At 38.9% G+C, this 23463-nt stretch carries 18 protein-coding genes; 12 read left to right on the top strand and 6 right to left on the bottom strand.

What is annotated here, in order from left to right; all coding sequences use genetic code 11:
* Positions 1–188 precede the first annotated feature (188 nt).
* Positions 189–3047 carry a response regulator gene (locus CXF74_RS04875; RefSeq protein ID WP_101081272.1) on the bottom strand — a complete coding sequence of 953 codons (2859 nt, stop codon included), beginning with the start codon at positions 3045–3047 and terminating at the stop codon, positions 189–191.
* A gap of 662 nt (positions 3048–3709) precedes the next feature.
* On the opposite strand from CXF74_RS04875, the gene glyQ reads away from it, so the two are divergent.
* From glyQ to CXF74_RS04840, 7 genes are all read left to right on the top strand, one after another.
* Entirely contained in the window at positions 3710–4618 is a 909-nt protein-coding gene (glyQ, locus tag CXF74_RS04870; protein WP_101081271.1) for a glycine--tRNA ligase subunit alpha, read from the top strand.
* Between the two features lie 9 nt (positions 4619–4627).
* Positions 4628–6712 (top strand): glycine--tRNA ligase subunit beta, encoded by a 2085-nt coding sequence (gene glyS, locus CXF74_RS04865; protein WP_101081270.1) that lies wholly within the window; start codon positions 4628–4630, stop codon positions 6710–6712.
* Positions 6713–6811: 99 nt separating this feature from the next.
* Positions 6812–7465, top strand: a complete 654-nt coding sequence (locus tag CXF74_RS04860) for a YoaK family protein (protein ID WP_101081269.1) — start codon at positions 6812–6814, stop codon at positions 7463–7465.
* A gap of 141 nt (positions 7466–7606) precedes the next feature.
* Entirely contained in the window at positions 7607–8854 is a 1248-nt protein-coding gene (locus CXF74_RS04855) for a valine--pyruvate transaminase (protein ID WP_101081268.1), read from the top strand.
* A gap of 240 nt (positions 8855–9094) precedes the next feature.
* Positions 9095–9337, top strand: a complete 243-nt coding sequence (locus CXF74_RS04850; protein ID WP_101081267.1) for a hypothetical protein — start codon at positions 9095–9097, stop codon at positions 9335–9337.
* A gap of 7 nt (positions 9338–9344) precedes the next feature.
* On the top strand, positions 9345–9821 hold the full coding sequence (locus CXF74_RS04845; RefSeq protein WP_101081266.1) for a GNAT family N-acetyltransferase: 477 nt from the start codon (positions 9345–9347) through the stop codon (positions 9819–9821).
* A 146-nt stretch (positions 9822–9967) separates the two neighbouring features.
* Positions 9968–10372, top strand: coding sequence for a DUF1801 domain-containing protein (locus CXF74_RS04840; RefSeq protein WP_101081265.1), 405 nt, complete (start codon positions 9968–9970; stop codon positions 10370–10372).
* A 157-nt stretch (positions 10373–10529) separates the two neighbouring features.
* Here the strand turns inward: CXF74_RS04840 and CXF74_RS04835 are convergent, their stop codons facing one another.
* The 5 genes from CXF74_RS04835 to dnaA all read right to left on the bottom strand — a co-directional run bounded on the left by CXF74_RS04835 (position 10530) and on the right by dnaA (position 18769).
* Complete coding sequence (locus CXF74_RS04835; protein WP_101081264.1) at positions 10530–12470, bottom strand: methyl-accepting chemotaxis protein; 1941 nt, start codon at positions 12468–12470, stop codon at positions 10530–10532.
* A gap of 182 nt (positions 12471–12652) precedes the next feature.
* Positions 12653–15082: a DNA topoisomerase (ATP-hydrolyzing) subunit B gene (gene gyrB, locus CXF74_RS04830; protein ID WP_101081263.1), complete on the bottom strand. Its 2430-nt coding sequence runs from the start codon at positions 15080–15082 to the stop codon at positions 12653–12655.
* A gap of 7 nt (positions 15083–15089) precedes the next feature.
* The gene (gene recF / locus CXF74_RS04825) at positions 15090–16184 is read right to left on the bottom strand and encodes a DNA replication/repair protein RecF (protein ID WP_101081262.1); all 1095 of its coding nucleotides are present in this window, start codon (positions 16182–16184) and stop codon (positions 15090–15092) included.
* Positions 16185–16274: 90 nt separating this feature from the next.
* Positions 16275–17378: a DNA polymerase III subunit beta gene (gene dnaN / locus CXF74_RS04820; RefSeq protein ID WP_101081261.1), complete on the bottom strand. Its 1104-nt coding sequence runs from the start codon at positions 17376–17378 to the stop codon at positions 16275–16277.
* A gap of 11 nt (positions 17379–17389) precedes the next feature.
* Positions 17390–18769, bottom strand: coding sequence for a chromosomal replication initiator protein DnaA (gene dnaA / locus CXF74_RS04815; protein WP_101081260.1), 1380 nt, complete (start codon positions 18767–18769; stop codon positions 17390–17392).
* 483 nt (positions 18770–19252) lie between these two features.
* Between dnaA and rpmH the strand changes: the two genes are divergently transcribed.
* The 5 genes from rpmH to mnmE all read left to right on the top strand — a co-directional run bounded on the left by rpmH (position 19253) and on the right by mnmE (position 23263).
* Complete coding sequence (gene rpmH / locus CXF74_RS04810) at positions 19253–19387, top strand: 50S ribosomal protein L34 (protein WP_015466401.1); 135 nt, start codon at positions 19253–19255, stop codon at positions 19385–19387.
* A 10-nt stretch (positions 19388–19397) separates the two neighbouring features.
* On the top strand, positions 19398–19754 hold the full coding sequence (gene rnpA / locus CXF74_RS04805; RefSeq protein ID WP_101081259.1) for a ribonuclease P protein component: 357 nt from the start codon (positions 19398–19400) through the stop codon (positions 19752–19754).
* Positions 19721–20002, top strand: a complete 282-nt coding sequence (yidD, locus tag CXF74_RS04800) for a membrane protein insertion efficiency factor YidD (RefSeq protein WP_101081258.1) — start codon at positions 19721–19723, stop codon at positions 20000–20002. Before rnpA ends, yidD begins: the two co-directional genes overlap by 34 nt.
* 8 nt (positions 20003–20010) lie before the next feature.
* Positions 20011–21693 carry a membrane protein insertase YidC gene (gene yidC / locus CXF74_RS04795; protein ID WP_101081257.1) on the top strand — a complete coding sequence of 561 codons (1683 nt, stop codon included), beginning with the start codon at positions 20011–20013 and terminating at the stop codon, positions 21691–21693.
* A 202-nt stretch (positions 21694–21895) separates the two neighbouring features.
* Positions 21896–23263, top strand: a complete 1368-nt coding sequence (gene mnmE, locus CXF74_RS04790) for a tRNA uridine-5-carboxymethylaminomethyl(34) synthesis GTPase MnmE (RefSeq protein WP_101081256.1) — start codon at positions 21896–21898, stop codon at positions 23261–23263.
* Positions 23264–23463 lie beyond the last annotated feature (200 nt).

Here is a 23463-nt window from a genome sequence, read left to right as displayed (position 1 = left end):
TGAGTAGCTCTCATTTTCAGAGAAGGAGTGTGCATGCTGTTGAGTGACTTATCTGTCGTAGTGGTGAAATCGATGTCAATGTTCTTTGGGCTGGCTTGCTATCGTTGAGGGCTGTCTTTAATTCGCGTTAATACGAGGGAGCAAAAGGGATAAGACCCGCTATGTTAATTAATAGCGGGTCAATATTACTATTCTTGTAGTGTGCTAATCAGCGTTTGATATGAAATGATAAATTCAGGTAACAATGTTTTTACCTGGCTCTCATTTTCATTTTTTATGTGCAGCTCAAGTTCAGTGGTTTTATCCAACAAATCTAATCCACTCAGGTTAGCCGCATTACTTTTTATAATGTGCGCTATTTTACTCGCTTGTGACCAATTGTTTTCATTGATAGCGAGGGTTAATTGGTTGATATTATCCGGTGCTTCCTGGTGAAATTGATCAACAACGGCAAGTAATAAATCGTTATTATTTAATAAGCGTTGCATCGCTTGCTGTTTGTCCCAAATAACCACTGATGGCTTTTCAGCTTGTGCTATTTTCTCAACTTCAGGTCGGGTTGCACTTTTGTCGGTGATAGGAACCCATTGCTGTAATTTCTTTAATAATTGTTCAATATCGAGTGGTTTGCTCAGATAGTCATTCATACCGGCTTCAAAGCATTTCTCTTTATCACCGACCATCGCATTGGCTGTCATTGCAATAATGGTTATCTGGCTGTTTGATGTACCTGCCTCACCCGAACGTATTCTACGTGTCGCTTCATAACCGTCCATCACTGGCATTTGGCAATCCATAAAGACTAAGTGATAAGGATAAGCGCGCAACTTCGATATGGCTTCTCCACCATGCTCTGCAATGTCGACAGAAAATTTATATTCTTCTAATACCGATTTTGCGACCATCTGATTTACTTTGTTATCTTCGACGAGCAAGATATGCGTTGATTTTGTCCAGCTAGCAGGTTGTGTTGATTGGCATGGGTTTAAGCTTTTAATATATTGGCTTGTCACTAAAGGTTGAGCGCGTTTTAAGGTATCACCGTCTTCAATGATGATAGCTAATGCAGAGAACAGATCTGAGGTGGTCGTTGGTTTAGTAAAGTAGGCGCTAAATCCTATATTAGAGAAATATTCATTATCGCCCTGCTCTCCGATTGAGGTCATCATGACTAATTTCATTTTAGAAAAAGCAGCATTACTTTGTAATTGCTTACCTAAATCTGAGCCGTCCATCTCTGGCATTTGCATGTCTAAAAAGGCGATATCAAAGAATTTTTTATGGGCTTGTTGGCTACGTTGTTGACAAATTTGTAGTGCTTCTTTACCACTAACGGCCTCAACAACAATTGCGCCCCAGCTTTCTAATAAACCCTGTAAGACTTCACGGTTGGTTTTGTTATCATCAACAATTAAGATATTTAATCCTTTGATATTGATGTTAGGCACGGCAAGCGGTTGTTCATTTTCCACTTCAAAGGGAATTTCAATCGAGAAATCACTGCCTTTTCCTATTTCACTGCTAACAGCAACGTGACCTAACATTAATTCCGTGAGGCGTTTACAAATGGTAAGACCTAATCCTGTACCGCCATATTTTCGAGTTGTTGAAGAATCTGCTTGAGTGAATGATTCAAATAAACCACTTTGTTTATCAGCCTCAATACCAATGCCGGTATCAATAATATGACAAGTGAATTGCACATTATTAGTATCTATCTGCTTAGTAGAAGCACGAATAATCACTTCACCAGTGGCGGTAAATTTAATCGCGTTGCTAATTAAGTTGGTTAAAATTTGGCGCAGTCTGTTGGTATCGCCTTTAATGTGAAGATGTTCCACTTTGGCAATGTCGAGCACTAGCTCCAGTTCTTTTTCGTGTGCTTGGTAACCGAGGCTTTCAGCCACTTCTTCTAAGGTTTTTTGCAGGTTGAAAGGAATTTTTTCGAGAGATAATTTACCCGCTTCAATTTTAGAAAAATCTAAAATATCATTGATGATCGTCAATAATGATTGCGCGCTTGATTGTGCGATTGAGGCTTTATGATGCTGATCTTTATCCAGTTTAGTATTAAGCAATAAACCTAACATACCCAACACGCCATTCATTGGTGTGCGAATTTCATGACTCATTGAAGCAAGGAATTCACCTTTACTTTGCAATGCACTTTCCATTTCATCGATAGAATCTTTTAATGACTGCGACATATTATTAAAAGAGTCTGCTAATAAAGATAATTCATCCTTGTTAGACACTTCAATGATATGGTCAAAGTTGCCCTCGGCTATCTTTTTTGTCCCAAGGATTAATTTTTTAAGATTACTAAGAATATTTGCAGAGGTAAAAAAGGCGATCAAACTGGCTAAAATAATAGCAAATAAGGTGCCTACAATAATCATGGTTTTGGTATTGGTGGCAGCCACTAATGCAGCCTGTTGGCGTTTAACCAGTAATAGGTTTTCTGCCTCAACAAAGCGCTCTTTTGTCGCGCGAATATTATCAATAATGTCTTTGCCGGTTTTATCTTCAACCAGCTTCACCACGTTAGCTAAGGCTTGTGCTTTGCTCTGCTTGGCTTCATTTATTGCTGCGCTGTCACCTTGCTGGCTGATATTATTCACTTTGAGTCTGGCTGCAATAACAATGTCAGCCGCTTCTATTAACCACTGTGTTTGTAACTGATCTATTTTAGTAATTCTCGCCAGTTGTGGTGGGTTATCAGCCACTAACGTTTTTAGTTCATTGATACGTGCTACCCACACTCTTTTAGCATTATTAAACGGGGCTAAAAAAGCGGCATTACCGGTAATTAAATAACCACGCTCACCTGTTTCCATGTCGAGCATCAGTTTTATCAGCTCATTACCTTTTGCGGTAATTGAATGTGTCTGTTCGACCAGTTTAGCGGTGGAAATGGTCTTTTCTATATTGATATAAACCACAGTCGCAATCATGCTCATTAGTAACATTGGAATGGCTGCGCTTAAAATTATTTTGCTGCGTATCGATAAATTATTTATGGATGATCGCTCTGTCTTACTGTGCATGCTCGGTTTACCTTTCAAATATTCATTGATGACATAATGGTGTAATTTGACCACTGACGTTGTTGGAATGCTACGGACGCAGATTATAAGTTTTTAACTCACTCTTAAAACGCATCTTAACATTCAATGTATTTATATTAAAATAAAAACAATGCCACGGTTGTACTACCCAAGATCTTCATAAAACGCCTTTAATCGGGTTTATAACATGCTCGCTTTTTTAGCGTGAATAACGAGGAGGTTTATCCGTTATTTGACTGTTTCTCCTGTTTTATTGACGTCTTGCTGCACAGCTATTGTCATCATTTTTTTGCATGTCACTATGGTGTAACAACGCCAGGAGGCTTGTTATAGGGGAGCGCGAGGCGAAAATAGGAGTGTATTTCTCCTTGGGACGCTTGCAAGGTAGAGCTGGTTGTTGATCTAACGCCACGTAAGCTAAATGGTCATAATCTGTAGGGTTATAAAACGTCGATTTTTTTTAACGACAAAAAATCACGTGTTTTCATCGTTTTAGCGCAACAAGATTGAATGGCTTAATGACTCAATAGTTGTCATTTAATGCTTAACATATCAGCACAATTTGCCTTGCTGACTTTGCATCTGGCGGTATCAGGGGTATAATATCCACCAATTTTTCTAATCAACTCGAAGCCGAAATCATGCAAAAATTCGATACAAAAACATTCCAAGGGCTGATTCTTGCATTGCAAGATTTCTGGGCTCGCCAAGGTTGTGTCATCGTTCAACCACTCGATATGGAAGTGGGCGCTGGTACATTCCACCCACAAACATTTTTACGTGCGATTGGCCCAGAGCCAATGAGCAGTGCTTATGTTCAACCATCTCGTCGTCCATCAGATGGTCGTTACGGTGAAAACCCTAATCGTCTGCAACACTTCTACCAATTTCAAGTGGTATTAAAGCCATCTCCAAAGAATATTCAAGAGCTTTACCTTAAGTCACTTGAAGAGATTGGTATTGATACGTCTATCCATGATATTCGTTTCGTTGAAGATAACTGGGAGTCACCTACATTAGGTGCTTGGGGTTTAGGCTGGGAAATTTGGCTAAACGGCATGGAAGTAACACAGTTTACTTATTTCCAACAAGTTGGCGGCTTAGAGTGTTCACCTGTTACTGGTGAAATTACTTACGGTCTTGAGCGTCTTGCAATGTACATTCAAGGTGTTGATAGTATTTATGACCTTACTTGGGCTGATGGTCCAATGGGTAAAATTACTTACGGTGATATCTTTCATCAAAACGAAGTTGAGCAATCTGCTTACAACTTTGAACATGCTGACGTGGATGCATTATTTGCACAGTTCGATCAATGTGAAAAAGAAAGCCAGAAACTGATTGCCTTAGATCTTCCTCTACCTGCTTACGAGCAAGGCATGAAAGCATCACATGTATTTAACTTGTTAGATGCGCGCCATGCAATCTCTGTGACTGAACGTCAACGTTATATTTTACGTGTACGTGCTTTATCAAAAGCAGTTGCTGAAGCTTATTATGCGAAGCGTGAAGCGCTTGGTTTCCCACTTTGTAAAAATTTAGAGAAGTAGAGGCTGCTAATGTCAAATCAATCACAACAATCACAAGAAAATTTACTGATTGAGCTGGGAACAGAAGAGTTACCACCGAAATCATTGCGCCAACTTGCTGAGTCTTTTGCAAGCAACGTTGAAGCAGAATTAAATAAAGCAGAACTTAGCTTTGAAAAAGTAAGCTGGTTAGCTTCTCCGCGTCGTTTAGCGTTAGTTATTACTAACCTTTCTGACTCTCAAGCGGATAAAGTAGTAGAAAAACGCGGTCCTGCCGTTAATGTCGCTTTTGATGCTGAAGGTAATGCAACTAAAGCAGCACAGGGTTGGGCACGTTCAAACGGTATTACTGTTGAACAGGCTGAGCGTCTAGTAACGAATAAAGGCGAGTGGTTATTATTTAAAGCGGAAGTTAAAGGCAAAAAAGTTGCTGAATTAATTCCTGCTATTGCTGCAGAAGCACTTGCTAAGTTACCGATTCCAAAACCAATGCGTTGGGGTGCTACAAGCACTCAGTTTATCCGTCCTGTTCATACTGTGTGTATGTTGTTCGGAAATAAATTGATTGCAGGTGAACTTTTAGGTGTTGAATCTGATCGTGTTATCCGTGGACATCGTTTCTTAGGTGAAGCTGAATTCACGATTAACCATGCTGACGAATACGAGTCGTTATTGGATGTAACAGGTAAAGTTATTGTTGATTACGAACGCCGTAAAGCGATTATTCGTGAACAAGTTGAAGCATTAGCTGCTCATGAAAATGGTGTTGCAGCCATTGATGAAGACTTACTTGAAGAAGTGACTTCTTTAGTGGAATGGCCAGTAACATTAGCCGGTTCATTTGAAGAAAAATTCTTAGACGTTCCTTCTGAAGCACTTATCTACACAATGAAAGATCATCAAAAATACTTCCCAGTATTAGATAAAGAAGGCAACTTATTACCCCGCTTTATCTTTGTTTCTAACATTGTAAGTCGCGACCCAACACAAGTTGTTGAAGGTAACGAAAAAGTAGTTCGTCCTCGTTTAGCGGATGCAGAGTTCTTCTTTGAAACAGATAAAAAGAAAACACTAGAAAGTCGTTTAGAGTCACTTTCAACAGTACTTTTCCAAAAGCAATTAGGTACGCTAAAAGAGAAATCTGAGCGTATTGCTAACGTTGCTGAAACAATTGCTGTGCAAATTAATGCTGATACTAAACACGCACAACGTGCTGGTTTACTTTCAAAAACTGATTTGATGACTGAAATGGTTTTAGAATGTCCTGATGTTCAAGGCATCATGGGTATGTATTACGCACGTTTTGATGGCGAAGCAGAAGAAGTGGCTATTGCACTAAACGAGCAATATTTACCACGTTTCGCGGGTGATAAATTACCCACTTCATTAGTGGCTTGTGCTGTTTCTCTTGCTGACAAACTAGATACGCTTGTAGGTATTTTTGGTATTGGCCAAGCACCAAAAGGTGCAGCTGACCCATTTGCACTTCGTCGTGCAGCCATCGGTCTTTTACGTATCATCAAAGACAAAGAGCTGGATTTAGATATTGTTGAATTAGTAGAAATTGCTAAAGCACAATATGCAGATAAGTTAAGCAATGAGAATGTGGTTAACGATGTTGTGGATTTCTTATTCGCGCGTTTCCGTGCAACTTACCAAGCAAATGGTTTCTCTGCAGAACTTATTCAATCAGTGCTTGATCGTCGTCCTACAAAACCTGTTGATTTTGAAAAACGTATTCAAGCGGTTGCTAAGTTCCAAGAGCTTCCAGAAGCGCAGCCAATTGCTGCTGCTAATAAACGTATTTCAAATATCCTTGCAAAAGTAAAAGGTGAAATCAACGCCGTTGTTGATAATACTTTGTTTGAAGAAGACGCTGAAAAGGCATTAGCTGAAAAATTAGGCTCTCTAGAAAGCAAGCTAAGCCCTTTATTTGAAGCCGGAGACTACGAGGCAGCCTTGTTCGAACTTGCTTCTCTACAGGCTCCTGTGGACCAATTCTTCGATAACGTAATGGTTATGGCAGAAAATGAAGCGGTTAAGCAGAATCGTTTGGCATTATTAAACCGTTTACGTAACTTGTTCTTACAAGTTGCTGATGTATCGGTTTTATAAAAAGCTGCTTACTGAATAGGTAAGGTTGCGTTACTATCAAAAAGCTCAGTTTTTAACTGGGCTTTTTTGTTTCACGTGAAACATTATTGAGGCTAACCTGTGATTAGAAAACTACCGAGGTGGGTTGAATACAGTGCTTTTTTATTATCTGTTTTAGCAGGTAGTGTTAATGTCATTGGATTAATTAGCTTTGATCACCAGGCTATCTCACATGTTTCTGGCACGGTTTCACGATTAGGCGCAGACCTACTGGTTAATCCAACAAGCTCACTGCACTTATTATTTGTTCTGCTTAGTTTTTTATGTGGCGCTATTTTAAGTGGTATTCTTATTGAAAATACAACGCTGAAAATAGGTCGACATTACGGCTCTGCATTAATGATTGAATCATTTTTACTGTTGATTGCTTTTGCTACATTACGTCAAAACTTATCCCTTGGCAGTTATTTTACTTCAATGGCCTGTGGCTTACAAAATGCATTATTTACCACTTTTAGTGGTGCGACATTACGCACGACACATGTAACCGGTATATTTACAGACTTAGGTTTAATGATAGGACAACGGATAAAAGGGCAACCATTTGACCGACGTAAAGCTAGCTTGTTTTTACTTATATTAGCTGGGTTTATTGTGGGCAGTATTATTGGCTCTTGGTTATTTTCTGTTTATTTATTTAATGCCTTACTTTTTCCAATACTGCTTTGTTGTCTATTAGCATTTTCTTATTCGCTATTTTATAAGCATTTATAACAAACGTTCGTGCTGTTTTTACAAAAAAAATCACATTCATTATCACTTACTATTTCTAAATTTTGAATGGTATTTCGGTTAACAAAAAATTTAAACAGATTGTTTCACGTGAAACAATCATTACCCATAAAGGATTTTTAAGTGCCCTACTCAATATTTGGAAATAAATTCGCAAAGCATTCTGGCATCACGGAATTAATGGATGACCTAAATGCAGGTGTACAAGGTGGCGATGATATCCTGATGTTAGGCGGTGGTAACCCCGCTTCAATTCCTGCTATTCAAGAGCGTCTTACCGAGCTAATGCAAGAGTTATTAAACGAAGGTAACTTGATAAATACCCTGTCTAACTACGATGGGCCACAGGGTAAAAATACCTTTATCGAAGCATTAGCAGGATTGTTTAATGATCTTTATGATTGGGATTTAAGCGCCAAAAATATCATGTTAACCAATGGTAGCCAAAACGCTTTCTTCTACCTGTTTAACTTATTAGGGGGTAATTTTAGCGAAGGCAAAAAGAAAAAAATCCTATTCCCACTGGCGCCTGAATATATTGGTTATGCTGATGCGAGTGTTTCAGAAGATGCCTTTGTTGCGGTTCGTCCAAAAATAAGCGAACTTGAAAATGGTCTGTTTAAATACAACGTTGATTTTGATGCCTTAGAAGTTGGTGAGGATATTGGCGCAATATGTGTTTCTCGTCCAACGAATCCAACCGGTAATGTATTAACAGATGAAGAGATCATTCATTTGGATCAGTTAGCGCAAGCTAATAACATTCCACTGATTATCGATAACGCTTACGGCACACCTTTCCCTAATATCATTTTTGAGGACGTTACGCCCTTTTGGAACAGTAATACCATCTTATGCTTAAGTTTATCTAAATTTGGTTTACCGGGTGCACGTTGCGGTATCGTGATTGCTAATCCTGAGATCATTAAAGCGATGTCTAACCTGTCTGGCATTATGGCATTATCGCCAGGGGGTATCGGACCAGAAATCGCATTACCCTTGGTTAAAACAAAAGAGATACTTACACTCAGTGATGAGGTGATCAAGCCGTATTATTATAAAAAATCACAAACAGCGATTAAGTTATTACAGTCTCAAATCGATACGCCTAAGTTTAAAATCCATAAAGCAGAAGGAGCTTTGTTTTTATGGTTATGGTTTGAAGAATTACCTATCACGTCACACGAGTTATATACTCGCTTAAAAGCGAAAGGTCTGCTGATTGTTTCTGGGCATTATTTCTTCCCTGGTCTTGATCAAGAATGGCAACATACTCAAGAATGTATTCGTCTTAACTACGCGCAAGATGATGACGTGGTTGAACGTGGTGTTGCCATTTTAGCGAAAGAGATTAACGCGTTATATTCATAATATGGATTAATAAATAGAGAAAGTGTTTCACGTGAAACACTTTTATTATGAGTCGCTCAAAAGTTAAATGCTAAGAACGTTCAAAGTGATTTACCACGAAGGTACGAAGGTACGAAGGTACGAAGAAAGAAGAAGAAAAGCAATAACATTGCATTGAGCTTTCCTTCTTCGTGTTATCTATGTAACGCAATGACTTAGTGTGTAGTGGTTAAGTTTGTATTTATTTAAGGAGAAAGAAATATGAAAACGGATATAAAAGTAGATGGAAAAGGTATTCTTAATTTTTTAAAATCTCGTAAAGTAGTATTAGAAAACCGCAGTAATGAAATCATCTTTGATTTACAAATATTATGGTTTTTAATTGCGATGGTTTTTCTTTCGGGCTTTATTATTGTTGCTTTGGTGATCAGTTTATTTTTAGGCTGTAAAATTAGCATCGTTAATACCAGCCAAGGATTTATAGATAAAGACCATTTAAAATAGACGCCTCATGAAAACAAACCGAGTGACCTTAAGAACGTTAAAAACGACGGATGCAGAAGCGGTTTTTGAGTTGTTAACTGATCCTGAGGTGATGACTTTTCTGGGCCCAAGACGAGCGCTCTCTCGAAATGAAGCTGAGCAATGGTTTGAAGCTGAGTTAACTTCGCCATCTCGTTATGTCGTTGCGTTAACATCGAGTGATGAGTTAATCGGATTCTGTGGCATGAAGGTCATTGGTGATATTAGCGATTTTGGTTATTTTTTACGTAAGAAATTCTGGGCTAAAGGTTACGCCAGCGAGTCTTGTTTATTAGTGATTGCTAAGCTCAGTGAAGACTTTGATATTTCAACTTTACAGGTCTTTATCGCTAAACAGAACCACGCTAGTTTAGCACTTGCGAAGAAGCTTAATTGGTTACGACTTTGCGACACGATGAAAAATGACGAGCCCGGTTTTTATTTTCAACTTCGCCTTGGTGGTTAAATAGTTAAATAGTTAAATGGTTAGGCTTCAATAGAAGATAGTGCATTTTCCCTCACTAGATAGACCACTACAGCAATACCTATTGCAACAATACTTACAGCAATAATACAAGGCCATGTTTCACGTGAAACAGTTAAGGAAAACAAATGGAATTGAATGTGCAACACAAGTTTGAAACTTACCCTGTCAGTGTAAAACCGCTTTTATTAGCAGTGCGTGAAACAATTTTATTGGTTGCCGATGAGTTGTCGCTGACGGATGTACAAGAGACGTTAAAATGGGGCGAGCCAAGTTATATAACTAAATTAGGCAGTACGATCCGTTTTGATTGGAAAGAAAAACACCCTGAACAGTTTTGCATCTACTTCAATTGCAAAACATCTTTAGTAGATACGTTTAAAGAAATCTATGGGCATAGGCTCAAATTTGAAGGCAATAGAGCGATTGTTTTTAATGTAAATGAACCAATCCCTTGGCCAGAGTTAAAACACTGTATCGCGCTTTCTCTGCGCTATCATGAAATAAAACATTTACCCTTACTGGGTGCATAGTACACGACAAACCTGTTGCAAATATACGTAGACAGATTTAGTCGTGTTTAAATAAGTTCAAAAGCAATTAATCACGAAGGCACGAAGAAAAACAAAACTTAGTTGATTAAGGGCAATCGTAAACCGCCCTTTTCTTGTTCTGCTATAGGTTAGGCGATTAACGTTTTAACTGCGTAATGAGCGTGTTTAATACTTCACTTATTCCTTTGATCATCTCCCCTGACTCATCAATATCCTGCATGTTTTTACTCACCTTTTTGGTGTGTTGTTCAATCATTTTTGTATTGTTAGCCACGTCAGTAATGGTCATGGCTTGTTCTTCTGTTGCTGACGCAATGCTCGTATTATAGGTATAAATATTATCGATAATCAAAGCGACAGACTTTAATTCTTGCTGCACGGTTAAGCTATGTTGCGCACAGTCAATCGCCACCTCACTTTGCTGTAAAACATAATCGTTTGTCTGTTTCGCGGTATTAACCAATTGGTTGATGATCGCTTGTATTTCACTGGTTGAATCAGAAGTACGAATGGCGAGTGCACGCACTTCATCGGCAACAACAGCAAAACCCCGGCCTTGATCGCCAGCTCTGGCGGCTTCAATGGCTGCATTTAGGGCTAATAAATTAGTCTGTTTTGAGAGGTTATTAATAACGTCTAAAACATTATTAATTGAATGTGTATCGGCACTCAGTTGCTTAACCAATTTGCTCAAAGAGAGAATGTTATCGGAGAGTAATTTGGTTTTCTCTGCTTCAATCGCTAATGCTTTATCTGCTCGAGTCACCAATTTTACGGCTTTGTCTGTTTGCTGGCAGGTATCGGCAGCATTTTTTGTTACTTGATTAAATGAATTGGAAAGCTGACTAATCGCGACGCTCACCTGTTCTGTTTGTTGTCGTTGTTGTTGGCTACTTTCTTTGGCTTGCAAAGTACGTTTTTGTAATGCCGCGCTAGCGTTTAATGCCTGCTGAGACTGTTCTTGCAAGGCGGTTGTTAGCTCTTTTAAGTAGTTCTGTAAAAGCTGGCTACGTGCGCTGACGGCGGTAAATTCAGACAGTTTACTTTTGATGGTTAAGCATTGGCTAAAATCACCTACGGTTAACGCGTCGAAAAAAGGAAGTAGTTGCTTGATAAAACCTAAGCTTTTAAATTGTAAAGAAGCAGAGAGAGCGATCATGACCATAAATAAAAACAGAGAAAATGCGCCAATAAATTTAACCTGATTAGTGATACGTTGTTTTTCTACATCAACGACACTGGCATATAAAGCAAAGTTATTCGTTAATTTAGTTAATTGCGCGGTTAAATTTTCTCGACTGAGAATAACCGCCTGCAACATGTTTGCGGTATTAGATAACTCTTTAGGATAACGTGCTGTTAGGCTGATTAAACTATTGATATTCTCTTGGGTTAAATCGATTGTTTCAGGCTCATCAAAGCTAAATTCATCAACCTCTTCTGTTTCAATAATACCTAAACTTGGTAAATTTCTTAATTTTTGTAAGTCGATATTAATGGATTTATTTTCAGTTAATAATGCCGTATTTAAGGCCTTCTGGTTGCGCTGTAAATAGCGCTGACGGGAAACAGATATCTGTTGTAGCGTGAGACTAATAGACAGCAATGACTGCTGATATTGCATTTTAATGTCATCAGAGATAGTTGACTGCGCAATGAGTTTGCTCATATCTTCGATGATTGCACGTCTTTCCATCTCATTATTAATTAATAATATTTCTGGATCTGCTGCTAGTTTACCTGCACTTCTTGCTTGTTGAATCGCGCTTTGTAGTTGTGAAATAGCCACGCTAATTGTACTTTTCTGGTTTTTATTGAGCCAAGTAATCGGTGTGTTTTTCAGCTGAGTTAATTGGCTTTCAGCTTGCTGTAATTTACTGGCATTACCGGAGCCGAGATATTGCTCTAGAGAGAGTGCGATGTCTGTTTCGAGCTCAGATTTAATATCATGGTAAGACTGGTTTATTTGGTAGGGTTTATCCATTTCGTGCCAGGCCCAACCAATAAAAGCGCTAATAAAAAAGAGCAGTAAAGCAATCGTAATGGAAATTATTTTAGTGAGTAAATTTACTGACATGACAGGCTCATAAGATGAATTTTGAAGTGAATTATAGAATTCAAATATGTCAGTTATGTTTCAGCGTCTATCATTTTGCTTATTTTCAGTGGGTTTTCTAAGGCGGAATTCAGTTGTTTATATTTTACAGGCATAAAAAAACCAGCTTATAAGCTGGTTTTTTAGCGATAATATCGTGTCGATTAGATATCTAAGTTTTCTACACGTAGTGCATTTTCTTCGATAAAGTTACGACGTGGTTCAACATGATCACCCATTAATGTACTGAATAACTGATCAGCACCTACGGCATCTTCAATACGAACCTGTAACATATGACGAGAGTTAGGGTCCATCGTTGTATCACAAAGTTGATCCGGGTTCATCTCACCTAGTCCTTTGTAACGCTGAATGTAAAGACCACGTTTAGATTCGCTCATCAACCAGTTAACCGCATCGATAAAGTGTTCTATTTCGCGTTTACGCTCACCACGTTGGATGTAAGCACCCTCTTCAAGTAGACCTGTAATTTCAGCACCGACAGAAGCAACTGCTTTATAACCGTCAGATCCGAAGTACTCTTCATCAAATGTGAAGTAGTTTTCAACACCATGTTTACGAATCGTAAAGATAATATTGTTGCTCAGTTCATCTTCAGATTTCACAACTTCAGAGCTATAGATAGTCCCTTCAAAATCTTCAGCATTCAGCGTATCAACAATGTCTTTTGTCCAAGCTTGTGCAGACGTTTTATCAGCTAACTGCTCAAGACTTAAAGCAGGTTTGTAGATTAGTTTATCTAAAATTGCTGACGGGTAACGACGTTTTAAACGTTTAATTGTATCTTGTACGCTACGGTAACGTTGAATTAGCCCTTCTAACGCAAGCCCTGAAATACCAGGTGCTTCTGGGTTTACATGTAGAGATGAGTTTTCCATCGCTAATGTTGTTAGGTAAGTTTGTAATTCTAATTCGTCTTTAACGTAAGTCTCTTGCTTGCCTTTTTTCACTTTATAAAGTGGTGGCTGAGCGATGTAAATGTAACCATTTTCAATCAGCTCTGGCATTTGACGGTAGAAGAACGTTAATAATAGTGTACGAATGTGAGATCCATCGACATCGGCATCGGTCATGATAATGATGCGGTGATAACGGGTTTTCTCTGGGTTATATTCGTCACGACCGATACCACAACCTAATGCAGTGATCAGTGTTGCTACTTCTTGAGAAGATAACATTTTGTCGAAACGTGCTTTTTCTACATTAAGAATCTTACCTTTAAGCGGTAAAATTGCTTGGTTTTTACGGTTACGACCCTGCTTAGCACTACCGCCAGCAGAGTCCCCTTCCACAATATAGAGTTCAGAAAGTGCAGGATCTTTTTCCTGACAATCTGCTAATTTACCCGGTAAACCCGCTAAATCTAACGCACCTTTACGGCGTGTCATATCACGTGCTTTACGCGCCGCTTCACGTGCACGAGCAGCATCAATAATTTTCGATGTAATGATGCGTGCTTCAGACGGGTTTTCCATTAAGAATTCTTGTAACTTCTCACCCATCGCGCCTTCAACAATCGGGCGTACTTCCGAAGAAACTAAACGGTCTTTTGTTTGTGAAGAGAATTTAGGATCAGGTACTTTAACCGAGATAACTGCGGTTAAACCTTCACGTGAATCACCACCTTCAGTTGATGCTTTGTTTTTAGAGTTTTTAACTTTTGCTAACTCTTTTTCCATGTAGGCATTTAACGTACGTGTTAAACCACCACGGAAACCCGTTAAGTGAGAACCACCATCACGTTGTGGGATGTTATTAGTGAAACAGTAGATGTTTTCTTGGAAACCATCGTTCCATTGCATCGCGACTTCAACACTCATGCCGTCATCGGTATCAACAGCAAAGTGGAATATTTTTTGGTGTACGGGTGTTTTGCTTTTATTCAAATATTGAACAAAAGATTCGATACCACCTTCATAACAGAAGTGATCGGCTTTATCTTCTTCACGTTTATCAATCAGTTTAATTGATACACCTGAGTTTAAGAATGAAAGCTCACGTAGACGTTTAGCAAGAATGTCGTAGTGGAAAAGCACATCAGTAAAGGTTTCACTGCTTGGCCAAAAACGGATTTCAGTACCGGTATGGTCTGTATCACCAATAACGGCAATCGGTGCTTCTGGTTCACCGTGAATATAAGTTTGCTGATGAATTTTGCCGTGACGTTTAACGGTTAGGCGTAATTTTTTAGAAAGTGCGTTTACTACTGAAACACCAACACCATGTAAACCACCAGATACTTTATAAGAGTTATCATCGAATTTACCACCGGCGTGTAATACCGTCATGATAACTTCGGCTGCCGAAACACCCTCTTCTTCATGTAGATCAACGGGAATACCACGGCCATCATCACGTACTGAAACACTGCCGTCAGTATGAATGGTTGTGATAATGTCGCTACAGTGACCTGCTAATGCTTCATCGATTGAGTTATCAAGGATCTCAAACACCATGTGGTGTAGTCCTGTGCCATCATCGGTATCGCCAATATACATGCCTGGGCGTTTACGTACCGCGTCTAACCCTTTAAGTACTTTAATACTTGACGAATCATAACTATTTTCAGTCATAAAGCTTTCACCTATTAGTTTCTAGTTGTTCTGTAATCTGACCATGTTCCACGTGAAACACGCTATGTTGTTGCGAAAAAAGCTTATCAATATTATCTGGATCAATAACGCTGATAAACAATTGCGCATCTGATGCTGCAATATGTTTTGCTAATATCTGTTGTTTAGTCTGATCTAACTCAGAACTAAAATCATCTATTAGAAAAATACACTGTTTCTTGTCAATGCTATTTAGAAATAAACCCTGCGCAAGCTGCAAAGCGTAAACAAATAGCTTTAATTGCCCGCGTGATAAAACATCTGCGACGGGAAAACCTTCAATTTTAAAGCGAATATCTGCTTTTTGAGGTCCTGCCGTTGTGTAACCTAATTGGTTATCACGTGGAAAATTATCCTGTAGATAATCTGCCAATGGTTTATTCGTTTTGTCCCAGCCACAAAAGAATTGGCAACTGATATCAAAGTCCGGCAAAAAGTCATTTAAAGTGCTTTTTATCAGTGGCAATAACAATTCAAAATAGGATTGTCGTTGGTCGCTAATTTTATCACTTAAAAGACAAAGTTCATTATCCCATATTTGCAACTCATTGTACGTTTTACATTGCTTTAAAGCGGCATTACGCTGCTTTAATAGGCGTTTTATTCGAGCCCAATTGTGGTAAAAGAGTGGATCATGATAAAAAACGCCCCAATCAAGAAAAGCACGCCTGTTTTTAGGGCTTCCTGAGAGTAAAGTGCTACTTTCTGGGGTAATTAATTGCAAGGGTAAATAATGGGTTAGGTTGGCTAATTTCTTCGAAATAGCGCCATTTATTTTTAACGTCGAATCGCCATTTTTAGATTTTTGAAGACCAATGGGTGTGACTAAACCCTGTTGGTTTATTTCACTAAAAAGTGTAAATTCTTTGTGATCATGTTGCACGATACGACTGGTTAAATGACTACGAAAAGAACGCCCTAAACCCAGAAAATAGATAGCCTCTAAAAGTGAGGTTTTACCACTGCCATTTGGGCCAACAATGAGGTTTATTTTGTTCTTAAAGGTCAGTGTGGTGCTATTTATATTACGAAATTGATGGATGACTAATTTGCTAAGTGACATCAAACAACTCCGTTTATATTGAGAGGGGATTTTAAACTATCGAGGTAAATATTAGCAGCGGGACGCTTGTCCCACCGTCTTAATATATGCTTACAAGCGCATTGGCATTAGTACATATAGTGAGTCATCACTATCGGTAGACTCAATTAACGTACTGTGGTCTGAACTGCTTAATGTTATTTTTACTTGTTCACTTTTTAGCGTATTTAATACATCTAAAACATAACTTACGTTAAAGCCTATTTCTAGTGACTCAGATTGATAATTAACGTCAATATACTCTTCCGCTTCTTCGCGCTCTGGGTTGTTTGCGGTAATTTGCAATAGATTTTCAGATAACGTGAGACGCACACCGCGGAATTTTTCATTCGATAAAATCGCAGCACGGGTAAAGGCTTGTTTTAATGATTCACGGTTAGCTAATAGCTCTTTATCACCGTTACGTGGAATAACGCGACGGTAATCAGGGAAACGACCATCAACCAATTTAGTGGTAAAGATAAAACCACCAATAATTGCACGTAAGTTATTCTGACCGATCTGTAATGTCACATTATCTTGTTCATTATCGAGTAGCTTAACGAGTTCTAATACACCTTTACGCGGCACGATAATAGATTGTGTTTCAATTGTTTGCGGCAATGTTATTGCTGAAGAGGCTAATCGATGACCATCGGTTGCGACACTGCGTAAGCTGTTTTCACTGGCTTCAAAGTACATACCATTGAGGTAATAACGTACATCTTGGCTAGCCATTGCAAATTGTGTAAATTCGATTAACTTTTTAAATTCGCCCTGCAAAACATTTAGTTCAAGCAGGCTATTCCATGATTCAATATTTGGAAAATCAATAGCAGGTAATGATGAAAGTAAGTAACGACTACGGCCTGAACGGATTGTTACTTTTTCATTTTTAACTTCAAAGGTAATTTCACAAGGCTCTGACAAACCACGACAAATATCCAGTAACTTACGTGCAGGCACAGTGATTACACCCTCTTCAGCGGGTTGCTGAAGTGGAATCTGGGTGATCAGTTCAACTTCTAAATCGGTACCGGTTAGGCTTAACATGCCCTGTTTTACTTCGATTAAGATGTTACCCATGATCGGCAATGCGGGACGACCGCCAGCTACTGAGCCAACGACCAATTGTAATGGGCGTAAAAAGGCTTCACGTGAGATAGAGAATTTCATGGTTTATAACCTTACATCGATAATGTGCGGATCAGAATTTTGTAATCTTCTTGAATGTCATTGTTTTCGTTACGCAGTTCAGTCACTTTACGACAAGCATGCAATACCGTTGTATGGTCACGTCCGCCAAAAGCTTCACCAATTTCAGGCAAACTATGTTGGGTTAACTCTTTTGCTAGTGCCATCGCGATTTGACGCGGGCGAGCAACAGTACGAGTACGACGTTTTGAAGACATATCAGAAATTTTAATGCGGTAATGTTCAGCAACCACTTTTTGAATGTTATCAATGGTCGTTTGCTTGGTATGTACGGCTAACATATCACGTAGTGCGTCTTGCACTAATGAGATAGTGATGTCTTGACCTGTGAACTGCGCTTTTGCAGATATATTGGCAATGGCACCTTCTAAAACACGTACATCGGTAATGGTCAGACGTTTTGCTATAAAGAAAGCAACATCATCCGGTAAGGTTAAACCACGTTCTTCTGCTTTACTGATTAAAATCGCAACACGTGTTTCTAATTCTGGTGGATCAATGGGAATTGATAGTCCCCAACCAAAACGTGTACGCAGACGTTCATCAATGCCTTCAATCTCTTTTGGAAAACGATCACTGGTTAAAATAACCTGTTGATGACCATCTAACATTGAGTTAAATGTTTGGAAAAGGACTTCTTGCGAACGTTCTTTACCGGCAAAGAAATGGATATCATCTATTAATAATGCATCGAGTGACGCGTAGTAGTCTTTAAATTGCTCGATGGTATTGTTACGAATCGAGTTGATCATATCTTGTACAAAACGTTCAGAGCGAATATAAACCACTTTCGCATCTGGGTTGGCAGCCACAATCGAATTACCTACCGCATGTAATAGATGTGTTTTGCCTAGTCCTGGATGTGCATATAAAAATAGTGGGTTATAAACGCCACCTGGATTTTCTGCAATTTGCTGTGTGGTTGCGATCGCGAAGTTATTCGATTTACCTTCAACAAAGTTATCAAAGGTAAAACGTTTTATTAAATTACTTTTATGTGCGACATCTTGTGCTTTGTTCTGACCTTGCCACGGATGAGAGGTGCTGACTTGCGGTGCTGCAACGGGGGCAATACGGGGAGCGACATCAACAGTTTCAGGTCTGCCTACTAACAAGCGAATTTGAATAGTCAGATTTGGATCTTCAATTTGCGCTAATAATTGAATTTTACTTTCAATAACATCCATAAAATTATTGCGTACCCAATCACTGGTAAACTTGTTTGGAGAGTACAAAGAAAGGATAGAATTGTTATATCCAGCCTGTAATGGACGCAACCAAGTACTGAAGTCACTCTTTGACAATTCATCCTTTAATTGTGCTAAGCACTCTTGCCAAATAACGAGGGACATGACTAACTCCAGTTGTGAATTTCGGGGCGGATAATTCTACCGATAAGATCACGATCAATCCACAAGATCATGCGATCTTTTTGTAAAAAAAGATCATTAAATTGGTTGCAATAATATGCAATGTAAATATTGACCATAATAGAGCAGATTATTGCGTATTAATTTTAAACAAAAACCAGAAAGATCACAGATAGATCCTTGCTTATTAATGTCGCTTCTATATAATCCTCCCACCCAAACTTTCGAGTGTGGCAAGCAATTAATATCTACCTTATTTAAGCGAATGCTTTTTAAGGGAATTATTTAATGTGCGTGAAAGCGATATCTGTGATTGACTTTTAGTCAATCTAACCATAGAATCTGCTCTCTTTTAAATCGGCTAACCGTTTTACTTTGTTATTTAGATTAACTTTTTAAGTTTTTTGAAAATCACAAAATGAAAATATTAGCTACTGTACAGTACTTAACATAAGTGGAAAGAGCATGAAACGTACTTTTCAACCAAGCAACATTAAGCGTAAGCGTTCACACGGTTTCAGAACTCGTATGGCGACTAAAAATGGTCGTAACGTACTAGCTCGTCGTCGTGCCAAAGGCCGCGCAAGCTTAAGCGCATAATTTCCCAGACGTGGTGAATTATTCGTATTCTCGGGAGTTACGTTTGTTAACTCCTGAAGATTTTCAACCTGTTTTTAAGAATGCTGTTCCAGCAGTCTCCCCGCATCTAACACTTCTTGCTCGAAAAAATACTTTAGAACATCCCCGTCTTGGCATGGCTATACCTAAAAAGCATATTAAACATGCTGTTGGGCGTAATCGTATCCGTCGTGTAGTAAGAGAACAATTCCGCCATCAACAACACCAGCTTCCAAATATCGATATTGTAGTTATTGCAAAAGCCGGTATTGCTGATTTATCTAATGAAGAAATTAATAAAGTAATGGATAAATTATGGCGAAAATTAGTGCAGCGTTGCAGTGGATAGCAATTAAGTTCATTCGTGGTTATCAATTAATCATCAGCCCTATGATCGGACCTCGTTGTCGTTTTACGCCAACTTGCTCCCATTATGCGATCGAAGCGATAAAATTACATGGAATCGTTAAAGGATGTTGGCTAGCAGCTAAACGTCTTATAAGATGCCAACCTTTAAGTGAAGGTGGTTACGATCCTGTGCCTGCTTGTTGTCAGCCAATGAGTCATAAAACAGATTCAATCAATAAAAGAGATTAGTAAACGTTATGGAATCCCAACGCAATTTATTGTTACTTGCCCTACTGTTTGTAAGTTTTTTACTTTATCAAGCATGGGTTGTAGAACAAAATCCTCAGCCTGTCGCGGCACAAACGACTGAACAAACAACTAATAATACCTCTTCAGTTCCTTCAAGCAGTAACTTTAGTGCAGATGTACCTGCATCAACAGAAACTAGCGCTATTAATAATGAAGTACCTGCACAATTACCAACAAATGAATCGGTAATTTTAGAGAACGATACGTTACGTCTTGCTATCTCATTAGTCGGTGGTGATGTTTTATCTGCTGATCTACTTGAACATGATACTGAGATGGACTCAGGCAAGCCGTTCCGCATTTTAGATAGCGGTAATGGTTTCACTTATATCGCGCAAAGTGGATTAATCGGTCAAGGTCCTGATGCAAATAAGAAAGGTCGTCCTTTCTATAGTGCACAATCTGTTGAAACAATTCTTTCTGAAGGTGAAACACAAGTTTCTACTTCATTACGCTTTGTGGCTGAAAACGGTAACGTGTTTACTAAAACATTCACACTTAAGCGTGGCGAATATGTTGTTAACGTAAATTATCAAGTTGAAAACAAATCTGATAATGCATTAAACGTTCAACTATACGGACAGCTAAAAGAAACAATCAAAGATACCGGCACTAATATGATGATGCCTGTATACCGTGGTGGTGCGTTCTCAACATCTGATACGCGTTACCAAAAATACAGCTTTGATGATATGCAAGATGGTGCTTTAAGCAAGACAACAGAAGGCGGTTGGGTAGCAATGCTTCAACATTACTTCGTTTCTGCTTGGATTCCAGCAACGGATCAAAACAACTCGCTGTACAGTAATATCATTCAAGGTAAAGATGCTGCGATTGGCTTTAAAGCGCCAGTGCAAACTATCAATGCCCACAGTACTGCAAACATTGAAGCGAACCTATGGGTTGGTCCTAAACTACAAGACGAAATGTCTCAAGTTGCTAAACACCTAGATTTAACCGTAGATTACGGTTGGTTATGGTTTATTGCACAACCATTATTCCAACTACTACTGTTCTTCCAAAGTATTGTTGGTAACTGGGGTGTTGCAATCATCTTGATTACCTTTACGGTTAAAGGTGCCCTTTATCCGCTAACAAAAGCGCAATACACGTCAATGGCGAAAATGCGTTTGTTACAACCTAAGATTCAAGCACTACGTGACCGTTTCGGTGATGACAAACAGAAAGTGTCAAAAGCGATGATGGAGCTGTACAAGACTGAGAAAGTAAACCCACTTGGCGGTTGTTTCCCAATTCTTCTACAAATGCCTATCTTCATTGCATTGTACTGGTCATTAATGGAATCAGTTGAATTACGTCACGCGCCGTTTGCGTTATGGATTCAAGATTTATCAGTTCAAGACCCGTACTACGTGTTACCTATTTTAATGGGTGTGAGCATGTTCTTCATTCAGAAGATGTCTCCAACACAAGTGCAAGACCCGATGCAGCAGAAGATCATGAAGTTTATGCCAATAATCTTTACCTTCTTCTTCTTATGGTTCCCAGCAGGTCTAGTACTTTACTGGCTAGTAAGTAACATCGTTACCTTGATTCAACAGACTTATATTTATAAGCAGTTTGAAAAAAAGGGCTTGAGCGAAAAGAAAGTATCGATTGAGAAGAAGTAACTCTCTCACTCGTTAACCATAAAAAGGCGACTTAATAGTCGCCTTTTTGCTTTTAATTATTTGTATCTACTCAGGGCTTGGCCATGAGCATTTACAGCTTCTTTTGTACAAAACACCTTAAACTTAATCGTGTTTATAGGTATTGCTTCGAAATGCAAAGTACAAAGGTGAAGCTAACGTTATATAACTGGTGGTTTTTATTATGATTGAAGTAACAGATACAATTGTTGCACAGGCGACGGCAACAGGCCGTGGTGGCGTAGGTATTATTCGTGTTTCTGGTCCTGATGTAGGAGCGGTTGCACAAATTATTCTCGGTAAAATCCCTAAAGTACGTTATGCGGAATACCTGCCTTTTAATGATCAACATGGTGATGTATTAGACCAAGGCATCGCCCTGCTTTTTAAAGCGCCAAATTCATTTACTGGTGAAGATGTTTTAGAACTACAGGGGCATGGTGGTCCGGTTGTGATGGATATGCTGATTAAAGCGATACTCACCATCAAAAACATGCGTAGTGCTAATCCTGGTGAGTTTTCAGAACGTGCATTTATGAACGATAAGCTCGATTTAGCACAGGCTGAAGCGATTGCTGATTTAATTGAAGCGACATCTGAGCAAGCTGCAAAAAGTGCTCTGCACTCTTTACAGGGGGAATTCTCTAATAAAATAAATGAGTTAGTTGAAAGTTTAATTTACCTTCGCATCTACGTAGAAGCATCAATTGATTTCCCTGAAGAGGAAGTTGATTTTTTAAGTGATGGAAAAATTGCCAAAGACCTTTACCAAATTATTGCTAATCTTGATTCTGTTAAAGCACAGGCTAAGCAAGGCGCTATTTTACGTGATGGTATGAAAGTCGTAATTGCTGGTCGTCCAAATGCCGGTAAATCGAGCTTATTGAATAGCTTAGTGGGCAAAGAAAGCGCAATTGTGACAGATATAGCAGGGACAACACGTGATGTCATGCGTGAACATATTCATATTGATGGTATGCCATTGCATATTATTGATACCGCTGGATTACGTGAAAGTGCCGATGAAGTAGAGAAAATAGGCATCGAACGTGCTTGGGCTGAAATTCAAACGGCTGACCGTGTTCTGTTTATGTTGGATGCAACCACCACTGATTCAGCAGATCCCCATGAAATCTGGCCTGATTTTATTGATAAATTACCAGACTCGGTCGGATTAACCGTTGTGCGTAATAAGGCAGACCTGACTGGTGAAACATTAGAAGTCACAGAAGATCATCAGCACCCTGTTTATAGAATCTCAGCAAAAACGGGTTTAGGCATGGATCCATTAAAAGAGCACCTGAAAGAAATAATGGGTTATCAAGGCTCTACTGGAGGTGGCTTTATGGCACGTCGTCGTCATTTAGAAGCGATTGATAATGCGGAACGTCATTTATTAGAAGGTAAAATACAGTTAGAGGAATATAAAGCGGGAGAGTTATTAGCGGAAGAATTGCGTTTAACACAGCAATATCTCAGCGAAATAACCGGTGAATTCACCTCTGATGATTTATTGGGACGCATTTTTTCAAGTTTTTGTATTGGTAAATAAGGATAAAGTTCCCTTGGAAGTCATTTAAATACTATTTTATTTCATTTTTTTGCTAAATAACCTTGATATTGATAGCTGTTCTCACTATTATCAGTCGCAAAAGAGTAATTAGTTTACTTTTTGATAGAAAATGATGAGTTGTCACATATTTGTCATATGAAAAAGTTAAGCTCTTTTTTGTCTGCAGCGGCAGCGTTGCA

It is taken from the genome of Psychromonas sp. Urea-02u-13, assembly GCF_002835995.1.
Classification (GTDB): domain Bacteria; phylum Pseudomonadota; class Gammaproteobacteria; order Enterobacterales; family Psychromonadaceae; genus Psychromonas.
Note: the sequence above shows the minus strand (reverse complement) of the source record. Positions and strands in the feature narration are given on the sequence as shown.